General features: G+C 34.2%; 14 protein-coding genes. 8 read left to right on the top strand and 6 right to left on the bottom strand.

Going from position 1 to position 13,564, the window contains the following annotated elements; translation table 11 throughout:
• Nucleotides 1-441, bottom strand: a 441-nt coding sequence (locus ACJMLH_RS01365) for a tetratricopeptide repeat protein (RefSeq protein WP_405274142.1), incomplete at its 3' end; no start/stop codon positions are given.
• Between the two features lie 229 nt (nucleotides 442-670).
• Here ACJMLH_RS01365 and ACJMLH_RS01370 point away from each other — a divergent pair.
• Together ACJMLH_RS01370 and ACJMLH_RS01375 are read left to right on the top strand one after the other, a co-directional pair.
• A complete protein-coding gene (locus ACJMLH_RS01370; protein WP_405274143.1) occupies nucleotides 671-1,972 on the top strand; it encodes a phenylacetate--CoA ligase family protein in 1,302 nt (433 codons plus the stop codon).
• 8 nt (nucleotides 1,973-1,980) lie between these two features.
• On the top strand, nucleotides 1,981-2,412 hold the full coding sequence (locus ACJMLH_RS01375) for an amino acid-binding protein (protein WP_405274144.1): 432 nt from the start codon (nucleotides 1,981-1,983) through the stop codon (nucleotides 2,410-2,412).
• 166 nt (nucleotides 2,413-2,578) lie between these two features.
• Here the strand turns inward: ACJMLH_RS01375 and ACJMLH_RS01380 are convergent, their stop codons facing one another.
• From ACJMLH_RS01380 to ACJMLH_RS01395, 4 genes are all read right to left on the bottom strand, one after another.
• The gene (locus tag ACJMLH_RS01380; protein ID WP_405274145.1) at nucleotides 2,579-2,857 is read right to left on the bottom strand and encodes a hypothetical protein; all 279 of its coding nucleotides are present in this window, start codon (nucleotides 2,855-2,857) and stop codon (nucleotides 2,579-2,581) included.
• A 54-nt stretch (nucleotides 2,858-2,911) separates the two neighbouring features.
• Nucleotides 2,912-3,496 (bottom strand): indolepyruvate oxidoreductase subunit beta, encoded by a 585-nt coding sequence (locus ACJMLH_RS01385; RefSeq protein WP_405274146.1) that lies wholly within the window; start codon nucleotides 3,494-3,496, stop codon nucleotides 2,912-2,914.
• A gap of 4 nt (nucleotides 3,497-3,500) precedes the next feature.
• Entirely contained in the window at nucleotides 3,501-5,393 is a 1,893-nt protein-coding gene (gene iorA / locus ACJMLH_RS01390; RefSeq protein WP_405274147.1) for an indolepyruvate ferredoxin oxidoreductase subunit alpha, read from the bottom strand.
• Between the two features lie 148 nt (nucleotides 5,394-5,541).
• Nucleotides 5,542-6,231: a hypothetical protein gene (locus tag ACJMLH_RS01395; RefSeq protein ID WP_405274148.1), complete on the bottom strand. Its 690-nt coding sequence runs from the start codon at nucleotides 6,229-6,231 to the stop codon at nucleotides 5,542-5,544.
• Nucleotides 6,232-6,396: 165 nt separating this feature from the next.
• Between ACJMLH_RS01395 and tfrB the strand changes: the two genes are divergently transcribed.
• From tfrB to glyS, 5 genes are read left to right on the top strand one after another with little or no spacing between them, the layout of a single operon-like run.
• Nucleotides 6,397-7,872, top strand: coding sequence for a fumarate reductase (CoM/CoB) subunit TfrB (tfrB, locus tag ACJMLH_RS01400; protein WP_405274149.1), 1,476 nt, complete (start codon nucleotides 6,397-6,399; stop codon nucleotides 7,870-7,872).
• 13 nt (nucleotides 7,873-7,885) lie between these two features.
• A complete protein-coding gene (locus tag ACJMLH_RS01405; protein WP_405274150.1) occupies nucleotides 7,886-8,797 on the top strand; it encodes a TrmJ/YjtD family RNA methyltransferase in 912 nt (303 codons plus the stop codon).
• A complete protein-coding gene (locus ACJMLH_RS01410; RefSeq protein ID WP_405274151.1) occupies nucleotides 8,794-9,624 on the top strand; it encodes a DUF362 domain-containing protein in 831 nt (276 codons plus the stop codon). The genes ACJMLH_RS01405 and ACJMLH_RS01410 overlap by 4 nt, the downstream gene beginning before the upstream one ends.
• 27 nt (nucleotides 9,625-9,651) lie before the next feature.
• On the top strand, nucleotides 9,652-10,236 hold the full coding sequence (gene dcd / locus ACJMLH_RS01415) for a dCTP deaminase (RefSeq protein ID WP_405274152.1): 585 nt from the start codon (nucleotides 9,652-9,654) through the stop codon (nucleotides 10,234-10,236).
• Nucleotides 10,237-10,251: 15 nt separating this feature from the next.
• Nucleotides 10,252-11,946: a glycine--tRNA ligase gene (gene glyS, locus ACJMLH_RS01420; RefSeq protein ID WP_405274153.1), complete on the top strand. Its 1,695-nt coding sequence runs from the start codon at nucleotides 10,252-10,254 to the stop codon at nucleotides 11,944-11,946.
• Nucleotides 11,947-11,955: 9 nt separating this feature from the next.
• On the opposite strand, the gene ACJMLH_RS01425 is transcribed toward glyS, so the two are convergent.
• A complete protein-coding gene (locus tag ACJMLH_RS01425) occupies nucleotides 11,956-12,732 on the bottom strand; it encodes a helix-turn-helix transcriptional regulator (protein ID WP_405274154.1) in 777 nt (258 codons plus the stop codon).
• A gap of 182 nt (nucleotides 12,733-12,914) precedes the next feature.
• Between ACJMLH_RS01425 and ACJMLH_RS01430 the strand changes: the two genes are divergently transcribed.
• Nucleotides 12,915-13,564, top strand: a 650-nt coding sequence (locus ACJMLH_RS01430) for a TatD family hydrolase (protein WP_405274155.1), incomplete at its 3' end; no start/stop codon positions are given.

Genomic DNA, 13,564 nt, shown 5'->3' on the forward strand with positions numbered 1-13,564 from the left:
AATCAATGATTTTTCCCTGACAGCATCTTCAAAATTACCATCGATTTTTAAAGCCCCATTACAATACTTCAATGCATTTTCATAATCACCCAAAAGCTTATAAAATTTAGAAACACAAAGAAGCATTCTTTTATCGTCAACGGATATGAGATTTTCGAAGATTTTTAAAGTAGATAAAGCTTCATCGTTTTCGCCCAATGCGATGTGGCATCTGATTTTTTCATAAAGCAGCAATTCATCTTCGGGGTCTTCCCTTAGCAATGATTCAATCAAAAACAGTGCTTTGTCATATCTTTCCAATTCCATCAGACAGGTAATTTTAAAAATAATAACATATGTATAGTCCTCATCATCTTCAGATACCTGATTAAAATAATTCAAAGCCTCTTCATAATTTGCATCATTAAATTTTACTCTACCTTTTTTAATTTTAGAATTCATAACTATCACCTAGTAAAAATATAATTTAAGAATTATAAATAGTTTATTGAAAAAATAAAGTAAATATTGATGTTTATTTGTAAAATAACGTGATTAAAACAATATTTATTTTAGAATGTTAAAAACAAATCAAAATAGAAACCTGAAAATTAAACAATACAACAAAGTTTTATATTAATGAAACATTATAATTATAGATGTTAAGATAAATTATTAAAATAGGGATATCATGTTTTGGAATGAAAAAGCGGAATGCATGGAAAAAGAAGAAAAAGAAAAAATACAACTTGAAAGACTGCAGGAAACTGTAAAGTTAGCATATGAAAATGTCGAGTTTTACAAAAAACGATTCGATGAAATTGGTTTGAAACCGGAAGACATTAAGACATTGAAAGACATTGAAAAAATTCCATTTACAACTAAAAGCGATTTAAGAGAAGCTTATCCATTAGGATTACTTGCTGTTCCCCGTGAAGAAATTGTAGAGGTACACGCATCTTCAGGAACTACAGGAAAACCAACCGTTACTGCATATACCCAAAACGATTTGGACATTTGGGGAGAATGTATTGCACGTGGACTTAAAATGGCAGGTGCAGAAAAAGAATACATCATCCAGAATGCCTACGGATATGGTTTGTTTACTGGGGGATTCGGTATTCACCACGGTGGAAATAAAATGGGAGCAATAACTATTCCGATTTCAGCTGGAAACACACAAAGACAACTTGATACTATGGTTGACTTTCAAAGTGACATCCTAACATGCACTCCTTCCTATGCAATGTATCTTGGAGAATCTAGAGAAAAAGCAGGAATTTCCCTTGATGATATAAATTTAAAAGCAGGAATCCATGGAGCTGAAATGTGGACCGATGAGATGAGAAAAAGAATTGAAACATCCCTTGGAATCAAAACCTTCAACATCTACGGTTTAACAGAAGTCATGGGTCCTGGTGTTGCACAGGAATGTGAATACCAAAACGGAATGCACATACAGGATGATCAGTTCTATCCAGAACTAATCAATCCAGAAACCGGTGAAACCTTAGACTATGGGAAAAAAGGTGAACTGGTACTAACTTCCCTTACCAAAACAGGAATGCCTATTTTAAGATTTAGAACAAAAGATTTGACTTCACTTATAGCTGAAAAATGTGAATGTGGAAGAACAACCGTAAGAATGACAAGAATCACCGGCAGAAGCGATGACATGTTAAAAATCAAAGGTGTTATGGTATTCCCATCACAAATTGAAAAGGCATTGCTCAAAATCAAAGGAATTAGTCCTAACTACATGATTCATGTAACCAGACCGGACATTCTAGATGAAGTAGAAGTAAAAGTAGAAGCATCCAAAGAACTGTTCTTTGATGAAATGAAAGAAATGGAAAAAGTGGAAAAACAAATCCAAGCATCTATCAGATCCGAAACCGGACTTAGAGTGGATGTGACAATCTGTGAACCTGAAACCCTTCCAAGAAGTGAAGGTAAAGCTGTTCGTGTAATTGATGAGAGGAATTTTGACTAGGTGATAATATGGCAGTAAAACAAATATCAATTTTCGTAGAAAACAAAGAAGGAAGAATAAAAAAAGCTATTGATACATTAGGTAAATCAAACATTAACATTCGCGCCCTTTCAATAGCAGATACCACAAAATACGGAATTTTAAGATTAATTGTTTCAGACAATGAAAAGGCAATTGAAGCCCTTGAAAAAGACGGTTTCATTGTTAAAGAAAACGAAGTTATCATTTTAGCCGTTCCTGATGAACCTAATGGATTAAACTCTACTTTAGCAGTATTCGATGAAAAAGGCATTAATTTAGAATATCTTTATGCATTTGTAAGCAGTAAAACTGACGAAGCTATTGTAGTTATGAGATTAGAAAACATGGAAAAAGCTATCGATGCTTTAAAAGACAGTGATATTAAAATTTTAGATGAAGAAGACATTAAAAATTTATAGAAAAGATTAACTTCTTTTCTACAACTTATTTTTATTTTTAAACATTTTAAAGCTATTTTTTAAACAATAATCTCTGATTTTTGATTCGAATTATTATATGCTTGAAAAAAATAGTGCTGAATTAAAAGAAAAAAATATGGATAAAAAAAAGAGTAAAAGAAAATAGCTATAAGTCTTGTAATAAATTAGCTATATCTTCTTTTGAATAACCTAAACGAACAAAAAGACTTTTAAGTGGTTCTGTTTCAGGAATTACACCTAATTCTCTCCAACTTTTAAAATCATTTTTCATAATTCCATTAATTAAAAGTTGAATAGTAATTAAATCATCACTTTTAACAGCTATAAATGCATCTTCATCTTCAAAAACATTATCCGGATCAATTAATGTTAAATTACCTGCTACATCCTTTTTTACAATCGCATTGTCAATTTTATAAGCCATAATACCACAACTCTTTTATCTATTTTAAAATATATTAAAGATACTATTTAAAATTTAACCTTTGATTGAATCATATCCACTTTCAATAGCTTTTAAATTCATTTCATGGAATTTAGGTTTTAAATTATTTTTCATTGCGTCGATTACTGATTCCTTAGTTAATGGAAAATTATCGTCTGCAGTCACAGCACCTAAAAGAACCATATTCAAAGCTAAAACGCTTCCTGCTTCAATAGCTAATTCAGTTCCGTTGATTGGAAGAACATGCTTGAAGTTTTCCTTTAAAACTTTAGTTATGTTATCCACATTCGGATACGGTTTATCAGTTGAAGACGGAATAATCGGATGAGTATTGTAAACTATCTTAGTTTCAGCGTTTACTTTATCAAGCCCTCTTATTGTTTCGATAGGTTCAAAGGCAAGCAACATGTCTGCACCCTGATTTGGAATGATTGAAGAATTGTATCCTCCGATTTTTAGCTCTGTTGATACTGACCCTCCTCTTTGAGACATACCATGAATTTCACTCATTACAACGTCCAAACCTTGATTCATTGCAGCTTCACCAATAATTGTAGAGGTTTTAATGATTCCTTGACCTCCTACACCACAAATATAAATACTATAATGATTATCCATTTTCTCACCTACCTGCCTCTAGTGCTCCATATTTACAAACCTGTATACATACATTACATCCGTCGCATTGTGCCTTATCAATAGTGATTTTTCCATCGATTTTTGAAATGGCCGGACAAGCCAGCTCACTTACACATTTATCACAATTATTACAGTTACTTTCAACAAAATTAACTGGTGGCTTTTTGGTTAATCCTTTAATTAATGTACAAGGAGCTTTTGAAACAATTACTGCAGTATCATCTCTTTGGAATGCTTCGACATAGGTCTTTACAACCTGATCCAAATTAAATGGATTTATGACACGTACATAATCACATCCACATGCGGCCGCCAGTTTACGAATGGATACCTCAGGAGCTTCATCTCCCATTCCGTCAATTGGAATACCTGGGTTTGGCTGACCTCCGGTCATTGCAGTAATCCTGTTATCCAATACTGTCAAAACAAAGTTATGCTTGTTGTGAACCGCATTTATCAATGGTGAAATACCGCTGTGGAAAAATGTTGAATCTCCAATGAAGCTTGCTACTTTTTGGTCTGTTGAAACTGAAAATCCGCAACCGTCCCCCACACTGGAACCCATTGACAACAGATAATCTGCACAGTTGTAAGGCGGATTGATTCCTAATGTGTAACATCCTATATCTGATGCAAATATCACATCTGAGGTTTTTAAGCCCAGCTCTTCAATTGCCTTGTTTATTCCATAATACATTGCCCTGTGAGGACATCCCGCACATAATACGGGTGCTCTTGATGGAATATCTTCTTTCAGTTGTTCCAGACTTGATGTGAATGACATAGTTTTATCTTCGTTGAAGTTTAATACTTTATTTAAACCTTCTGCAACCACATCAGAATTGAATTCATGATAAAGAGGGAAAGTTCCATCCAGTTTACCGTGAACAGTAACATTTAAGTTTTTGGCACCGATAGTGGCCAAGACATCTCTTTCGATGATTGGATCAACTTCCTCAACAATGAACACTTCATCCGCATCTTTTAAAAATTCGGCTACTTTATCTTGCGGGAACGGATAGGAAAATCCTAATTTCAAAATGTTAATGTCCAAACTGTTGAATTTAACAACATCATGTGCATAGTTGTATGCACTGCTTGAAGCGATTAAACCATATTTTTTATCATCACTGAAGTCAATTTCACTGTTGTATTCACTTTTATTGGCTACATCTTCAATTTTGTGGATTTTATCCCATAGCCTTACATGCATATCTCCCGCAAAGGCAGGAACAGGAACATATTTTGAAGGGTCTTTTTTAAAGTGTCCCCTCATCCAGTGGTTTTCGTTGTTTGTGGAATTGTCTTTAACATCTCCGAACTCAACGACACCTCTCATATGAGATACACGAGTTGTTGTCCTTACAATTACAGGAATATTGAATTGTTCAGACAAATCAAATGCATATTTGACCATGTCTTTAACTTCCTGACAGTTAGACGGTTCCAATATAGGTACATTAGCTATTCTTGCATAATTACGGGTGTCCTGTTCGTTTTGAGATGAAAACAATGATGGATCGTCAGCTGATAATATAACCATTCCACCATTAACACCTGAATATGCAGTAGTCATAAATGAATCTGCAGCCACATTCATACCCACATGTTTCATGAAGGTGAATGACCTTAGACCTGAGGCGGCTGCTGTTGCCGCAACCTCCATCGCTACTTTTTCATTGGTTGAAAATTCAAAATAAATATTGGCATCTTTCGCCAAAACTGATAACACATTTCCAATTTCAGATGAAGGAGTTCCTGGATATGTTGCTGCAATAGAAACGCCGGCTTCTATAATGCCTCTTACAGCAGCTTCATTACCTAGTAAAAATTGTTTATCACCAGACACTCCTGTGACTAATTCTTTTAAATTCATATATTTTCCTCAAAAATAATTAGATTAATACATTATACTATTAATCTTTAACATATAAATAAATGTAGTTTTAGAAATAGTTAACTCACACATGATATATGAATAATTAAGGGATTCTCCATTTTTAGACAATCCCCATTAAAAAAAGTTATAATCCAATGAGTACAAGCCCAAAAGCTAAAAAGTCAGTACATAAATGAGATATATATGAAACTAGAATATTTTTAGTTTTAATATATCCAATAAATTCAAATATTGAACCGAAACCCTGTATACAAATTGCAAACAAAAACATATTCCAATTATACGCATGCATACTTGCAAAAAATATCATGACTATAAACATGGACAATATTACAGATAATTTACGATTATCACTATATTTATAAATTAACCGCATAAAGAACATGAACGGGATAAATTTAACAAATTCTTCAGTCATTAATGAAAATATTAATGAAAAAACAGACATGATTGTTATTGTACTTGAATCAACAAGAGTCCCTCCGGATATTCCAAAAAATCCTATTAATGCACTCATTAGCTCTGCATAAATAATATATCCTACAAAAAGAGCCAATGCCAGAGCAATATCTCTAAGAGAAAGCTTTTGAAATATTGCTTTATAATCCCATTTCAGAAAATATAAAACCGGGACAATAATAACAACACAAGACAGAGCTGTAATATGAATCTGAGAAGAGATTGAAAGAATCAATCCCAAAATCATAGCAATGAACAAAACAATCCATCCCCATTTCGGAATATGGGGATTTTTCTTATAGAATGGAAAATCCAAATCCTTATCTTCAAATTTAAACCAACTAATGTTTGACATACTCTTATTGTTTGATTTAAAACAGGATAAATTTTTGCAAAATAATTTCAAAAAATTAAAAACTTGAATTAGTCTTTCAAAAATAGTAAGTATAATATATTTGTTATGATACAAATAATATATTATAATGTTTTATAAGCTTTATATTAATTATGGAGGGGAATGATGATAAAAGTATATGTTTCAAGATTTAACCCTGAAACTGACACAGAACCTCATTTAGAGTGCTACGAGATTGAGCAAACTCCACATATGAAAGTTCTTGATGCATTGCAAGCAATTAACGACAAATATGATGCAGACATCAGTTTTAGAAGTTCCTGTAGGGCAGGCCAATGCGGGTCTTGTGGAATTTTATTTAAAGGAAATGGAGCTCTCGCATGTCAAAAAGAAATAAAAGACGGAGCCATTATCGAACCTCTTAATTTTCCGGTCATTAAAGACTTAATTGTTGACAAATCAAGTATCGAAGCCAAAGTTAAAGATTTGCAATTGTCCCTTCAATGTGACCACAAATGTGATGAACTTGATACAAGCATCACTAAAGAAGATACAAAAGACACAAAAAAGGTCAGGAGCTGTATTGAATGCTATTCCTGTTTGTCAACTTGCCCCGTTGTGAATATTGCAACTGAAGAGTTTGGCGGACCATATTTAATGAGATACATTGACAAATTTGAAACCGACCCTAGGGATAACTTTGACAGGCTTAAGGAAGCACTGGATGAAGGATTGTATAAATGTACCAGCTGCGGCAAATGTTTAGCAGTGTGTCCTAAAAACATCAATACATTTGGTGATGCTATTGAAAAAATGAGAGCTATAGCCGTTGCCAACGGTTCAGGACCTCTTCCAGAGCATGTTGCATTTAAAGAAAATATTTTAGAAAGCGGAAGATCAGTTAAAACTGACAAACCAACCTTTATCGAAGAAGCTGAAAATTATACCGGTTCAAAAATAGCTTTCTTTACAGGATGTATGGTTGATTATAAATTCCCTGAAATTGGACATAAATTAGTTAAAATCCTAAAAGAGAACGGAATTGATATTGATATTCCGGAAGGCCAGGTTTGCTGCGGTTCTCCCCTTTTAAGAACCGGGCAAGTCGATATTGTCCAAGACCTTGTTGATAAAAATAAAGAAGTCTTTAAAGATTATGATACAGTCATTACAATTTGTTCAGGCTGTGGAGCTACATTGAAAAACAACCACCCTGAATTTGGTTCAAAATTACATGTAATGGACATTAGTGAGTTTTTAGTTGATAAACTCGATGAAAGTAAATTAAAAGAAGTTGATATGACCGTTACTTATCATGACCCGTGCCATTTAGGCAGAGGACAGGGCATTAAAGATGCACCAAGAGACATTATTGAAAAGATTCCGGGCATTGAATTCAAAGAGATGCTGTATCCTTGCCAATGCTGTGGAGCCGGTGGAGGAATCAAATCCGGAAAACCGGAAATTGCAATGGAATTATCCCAATCAAAAGCAAATATGATTAAAGATACAGGTGCTGATGCAGTAGTTACAATCTGCCCATTCTGTCAGTTAAACCTGCAGGACGGTTTGGATTCCATAGGCTGTGAAGACATTAAATGCATGCACCTATTAGAATTGTTAGATAAAGCTTATGAATAAATTTAATTAGGAGTTGATTAAAATAGGAGGAGATGCTGCTGTAAGTGAAGAAAAAGTTGTAGAAACTGCAACCATGAACTCACCTGATAGTGAAAAAGAAAGCAAACCCGAGAAAAAATCAACTTCAACAAAAAAAGCTAAATCCACAAAGCAATCAAGAGGCAGTGCCAGAGCAAAACTTGTTAGAGAACAGGAAGAAAAGGAAATCCGTCTGTTTAAAGAGAATATTTACATTGTTTTTGTGGAGTGCGAAACTCCCGGAAATATTGGTTTTCTTGCAAGGACAATGGCAAACTTCGGATTGAAAAATTTAGTATTAATTAACCCCCCAACATTAACAAATGAAGCATACTATCAGGCCACACACGGAAAATACATAGTTGAAAGCGCTAAAATATTTCCTACACTTGATGATTTCTATCAATCCCAAAGAATTGACTTTAAAGTTGCTTCGACAGGAATGGCAGGGGGAAGCTACAACTTATCAAGAATTCCCATAAGACCTGAGGAACTTGGTAAATCAATGAATGTTTCAAATAAAATTGCAATTTTATTCGGAAGAGAAGGTGATGGGCTTACAAATAAGGAAATAGGCGATTGTGACATTTGTGTTTCTATTCCAACGGATCCGACTTATCCGATAATGAACATATCACATGCAGCCGCAATAATATTCTACGAACTATTCAAAAATAAGCATGATTACGGCGTTGAAGGAATTAATGAAAGTACAGAATTGGAGAAGGAATATCTGGTCAAAGACATGAAAGAGTTAATCGATTATTTGGATATTCCAGAACATAAGAAACGAAATGGTCTTAAAACATTCAATAACATTATTTCAAGAGCATTCATAACCGGACGAGAAGCACATACCTTTAAAGGTATATTAAGACGATTAAAAAACAAAATGGGTGAACAATGAGAAGGCCAAGAATTGTAGATTTCAGCAGATTTATTCTAAAGTACATATTCAACTGGAGATTTAGAATAGCTGAATTTACTAAAAAATCAAAAACATATAAAAAGATAATAGATTTTACGTTATTTAAAGATGATGAGATTCTCGTTATCCCGAATACCATTAACATCAATGCAAAAATCGAATCTGAAGGTTCTGAATTCTTACCTACAGAAATAATCAAAGAAGTGATTAAACGCAGTGACGACATAGTTATTATGAATTCCTGCCTTTGCAGAACCTCAAATAACTGTAAAGATTATCCACAGGATATCGGATGTATTTTCCTTGGACCGACAGCTGCAAAAATTCCAAATCACATCGGTAAAAAATCAACCGTGGTAGAAGCTTTGGCTCAAGTTGACAGGGCAGATGCAGCCGGTTTAAGTCACATTATCGGGAGAAATAAAATTGATACTGTCTGGATGAATGTACATCCAGGAAAAGGTCTTTTAACAATTTGTCATTGCTGCCCATGCTGTTGCCTGTGGAAAGTTTATCCTAATCTGGATGATGAAATTAGCGAAAAATTAGAGAAACTTGATGGAGTTAGTGTTGAACTTCATGAGGAAAACTGCAAGAAATGCAAAAAATGTTTGGATGACGTTTGCATGTTCAATGCGATTAGCTTCAAAAATAATAAAATAACTATAGACCGCAATATCTGCAAAGGTTGTGGTCTTTGCGTAAATACCTGCAAATTCAATGCAATTACCATAAACTACACTGATGAAACCATCGACAATGTAGTTAATAGAATAGACGATTTAATTGAAATTAAAGAATTATAATGATTATAAAATTACTTGTGTGAAAAAATGGCGATTTTAAGCGATAAAGATATAAAGAAATATTTGGACGAGGGCAAAATATCCATTGACCCCCTAAAAGATGAACAGCAAATACAACCATCTTCTGTTGATATGAGATTGGGAGATGAATTTAAAGTATTTAAAATTATTAGAAAACCATTTATTGATCCTAAAGATGAAGAAGACCTCTCTTCATACATGGAATCAACTACCGTTAAAGAAGGTGAAGCATTTATAATCCACCCTAATGAATTTGCCTTAGCAACTACATTAGAGTATGTAAAATTACCTGCTGACCTGGTTGCAAGAGTTGAAGGGCGTTCAAGTATGGGCAGACTGGGGGTTACAATGCACGTTACTGCCGGTTTCATTGACCCTGGATTTGAAGGCAAAATCACATTAGAAATATCCAACATCGGCGCAATGCCAGTTGCACTTTATCCAGGTCAAAGAGTATGTCAAATTGTTTTTGAAACCATGACATCACCTTCCGAGATACCTTACGGACACCCAAGTAGAAACAGTAAATATATGGGTCAGACCAGACCTGAAAGCAGTAGAGTTAAATTAGATTACGAATTAAAAAAATAATTGGAGATAATATTTATGAATCACGACAAAATGTCAAATATTAGTGCAAAAAGAGGATTTTTATGGCCATCTTTTGAGATTTACTCCGGAGTATCCGGTTTTACAGATTACGGACCCCTTGGAGCAAGCCTAAAAAATAACATCATGCAAAAATGGAGAAAACAATATGTTTCTGGTGAAGGATTCTATGAAATAGAAGGTCCTACTGTAATGCCTAAAGAAGTTTTAAAAGCATCAGGACATGTTGACAACTTTACCGACCCTATGTGTAAATGTGAAAGCTGTGGAGAAGTTTTCAGAGCAGATCACATTATCGAAGAAGTCATCGGTGAAGATGTGGAAAGTTTAGAAAATGAAGAGCTCGACCAAATCGTCATTGACAACAACATCAAATGTCCGGAATGTGGAGGAGACCTGTCAAACATCTGGAATTACAATTTAATGTTTAAAACCGAAATCGGTGCAAAAGGAGATAAAGTAGGGTACATGAGACCTGAAACCGCACAGGGAATATTCATTTTATTTAAAAGATTGGAAAGATTTTTCAGAGGAAAACTCCCATTTGGAGCAGTACAACTTGGAAAAGCATACAGAAATGAGATTTCACCAAGACAGGGAGTTATCAGACTTAGAGAATTCACACAGGCAGAAGCTGAAATCTTTTTAGATCCTAAAGATAAAACACATCCTAAATTTTCACAGATAGAAGATGTGGTATTGCGCTTAAATTCACAGGAAGTTCAGGAAAATGATTTGGAACCATTGGAAATCACAGCCCGTGAAGCACTTGACAAAGGCATTGTGGCCAATGAAATGTTAATTTACCAGTTATACCTGGCACGTAAATTTTTAACTGAAATTGGAATTCCTGAAGATGTTTTAAGATTCAGACAACACCTGGCTGGAGAAATGGCCCATTATGCACTTGATTGCTGGGACGTTGAAGTCAAAACCGACAAATACGGTTGGGTTGAAATTATCGGAATTGCAGACAGAGGAGATTATGACTTAACATCACATTCCAAATACAGTAACGATGAGTTAAATGTATTTATGGAATACGATGAACCTAAAAAAGTCGAAAAAACCATTGTAAAACCTAATTTATCCAAATTCGGACCAATATTTAAAGGAGACTCTCCTAAAGTTAAACAAGCCATTGAAGAAGCAGACATTGATGAAATTAAAGCTGCACTGGAAAAAGACGGTAAATTTACTGTTGAATTGGATAAAGTTTATGAAGTTACAGAGGACTTGCTTATCTTTGAAGACATTGAAGAAGAAATTACCGGAGAAAACATTATTCCCCATGTAATTGAACCTTCATTTGGTATTGACCGTATAACATACTCAGTTCTATTACATTCATTTACTGAAACCGATGAAAAGGACTACTTCAAATTCAACAAGTCAATAGCTCCTGTCCAGCTTGGAATTTTCCCTCTTGTCAACAAAGAAGGGCCTCGTGAAATAGCTCAAGAGCTTACTGAAAAAATAAGAATGGCAGGATTTACCGTTGAATATGACGCAACAGGAACTATCGGTAAAAGATATGCAAGAGCAGATGAAATTGGTATTCCGCTTGCAGTAACAGTTGACTTCGACACTCTTGAAGACAACCAGGTAACAGTAAGAGACAGAGACACCGAAGAGCAAGAAAGAATAGCAATTTCCGAATTAGAAGAATATTTGGAAAAATATTATAAATGAGTATTAAACTCATTTATTTTCCTTTTTAAATTCCTCAAATAAGTTATTAGCCCATTCAAGGCAATACTCATTTTTTGAGGTCAATAACCTGTTTTGATCAAACTTACCATTTTCAAAAAATAATCCCAAAATCATCACATCATTAGTGGCAATGAATAAAAAAGAATTATATTCCCTGAACGGAACCATATTTTCAATATTTGTTCTTTGCTTGAACCTCTCCAAAAGATTTGCCGGAACCAATATTTCAACATCTTTTTCTTGGGAAATCAGCTCTGATAAAATATCAAAAAATGGTTCATAAAAGAAGGGCATGACGCATTTTACAGATTCCGCCTGAGAAAGGGAATTTTCTATGAGATTGTAAGTCCTATATGCATCAACACCACTGGATTCCATTAGATTTGCTTTTCCAAGCAAATACAGTTCGGCTACAGATTCGTTAGGAATACTGTCGACAATATGGCCGTCCAATATGTTGAAAAACTCATTCAATAGAAAAACGATTCTGTTAAGTTCCAGGACATTTTCAATTTTAACCCGTGCAGAATTGGTTAGAAAATACTTATTCTGTTCCCTGTAGACCATGTTTTTAAGTTCCAAATCATGCATATTGCCGGATATGGAACTGTAACTTAATGCAGTGTTTTCAGTCATTTCCCGCATGTTTTGTGGTCTTTTAAATAAGCTGGCCAGAATTTTCAATCTCACAAAGGAATTTGCAACGAATTTCACGTCTTCAAATATGGTATCAAAATTTTCTATATATTCGTCATTTCTAAACATGTGAAACACCTATGTAGTATTACTTCTACCCTTATTTTTATTACTCAAAAATATAAAATCTCCCCAAATGAACAAAATCATCAAATAGCACTTCCAAAAGATATAAATTCAATGAATATTTCAGATATTTTTTTTAAATAAAAGCAACAAAAATGACTTTAAAAAGAATAACAGGGGATAAAATGATTGACACACATATGCATGCAGATTCAAGAAGCAGTGAAGATTTTGAAAAAATGTATTTGGCAGGAATAAAAACAGCTGTAACATGCAGTTTTTACCCATATAAAATAGATAATGAAACTGTGCTTTTAAATCATTTAAACAGAATTTTAGAATATGATACTAAAAGAGCAAAAGAATATGGACTCGATTTAAAAGTAGCGTTGGGAATTCATCCGGCAAATACAATTGATAATCCCCAGTCAATCTATGAAAACATGTACAGATGGATTGAAAACAACCAGATTGTTGCCATTGGTGAAATAGGCCTTGAAGATTTGACAGATGCTGAAATCAGCATTTTCAAAAAACAGCTGGACATTGCTGATGAAACAAAATCAAAAGTGATTATCCATACTCCAAGAAAGAACAAAAAAGAAGTTTTGAACAGGATTCTGGAAATATTGCCCGACCATCTGGATGAAAGGCAAGCCGTGATTGACCACATCAACCCAGCAGTTGTGGAAGATGCAATAACCAGTGACTGCATGCTTGGCCTGACAGTGCAGCCTCAAAAGATGGAAAAGGAAGATGCAATAGCTATTCTGGATGAATACGGATTTGACAGATTCCTGTTAAACAGTGACATCAGCAATAAACCGTCAGATCC

The organism is Methanobrevibacter sp., assembly GCF_045116495.1.
Lineage (GTDB): Archaea > Methanobacteriota > Methanobacteria > Methanobacteriales > Methanobacteriaceae > Methanocatella.

What these genes read in the sequence shown, in the direction of transcription:
- ACJMLH_RS01395 (WP_405274148.1), bottom strand. Translation starts at nt 6,231, where the DNA reads ATGTCAAACATTAGTTGGTTTAAATTTGAAGATAAGGATTTGGATTTT.
- ACJMLH_RS01375 (WP_405274144.1), top strand. Translation starts at nt 1,981, where the DNA reads ATGGCAGTAAAACAAATATCAATTTTCGTAGAAAACAAAGAAGGAAGA.
- ACJMLH_RS01410 (WP_405274151.1), top strand. Translation starts at nt 8,794, where the DNA reads ATGAGAAGGCCAAGAATTGTAGATTTCAGCAGATTTATTCTAAAGTAC.
- glyS (WP_405274153.1), top strand. Translation starts at nt 10,252, where the DNA reads ATGAATCACGACAAAATGTCAAATATTAGTGCAAAAAGAGGATTTTTA.
- ACJMLH_RS01385 (WP_405274146.1), bottom strand. Translation starts at nt 3,496, where the DNA reads ATGGATAATCATTATAGTATTTATATTTGTGGTGTAGGAGGTCAAGGA.
- iorA (WP_405274147.1), bottom strand. Translation starts at nt 5,393, where the DNA reads ATGAATTTAAAAGAATTAGTCACAGGAGTGTCTGGTGATAAACAATTT.
- dcd (WP_405274152.1), top strand. Translation starts at nt 9,652, where the DNA reads ATGGCGATTTTAAGCGATAAAGATATAAAGAAATATTTGGACGAGGGC.
- ACJMLH_RS01425 (WP_405274154.1), bottom strand. Translation starts at nt 12,732, where the DNA reads ATGTTTAGAAATGACGAATATATAGAAAATTTTGATACCATATTTGAA.
- ACJMLH_RS01370 (WP_405274143.1), top strand. Translation starts at nt 671, where the DNA reads ATGTTTTGGAATGAAAAAGCGGAATGCATGGAAAAAGAAGAAAAAGAA.
- ACJMLH_RS01380 (WP_405274145.1), bottom strand. Translation starts at nt 2,857, where the DNA reads ATGGCTTATAAAATTGACAATGCGATTGTAAAAAAGGATGTAGCAGGT.
- tfrB (WP_405274149.1), top strand. Translation starts at nt 6,397, where the DNA reads ATGATAAAAGTATATGTTTCAAGATTTAACCCTGAAACTGACACAGAA.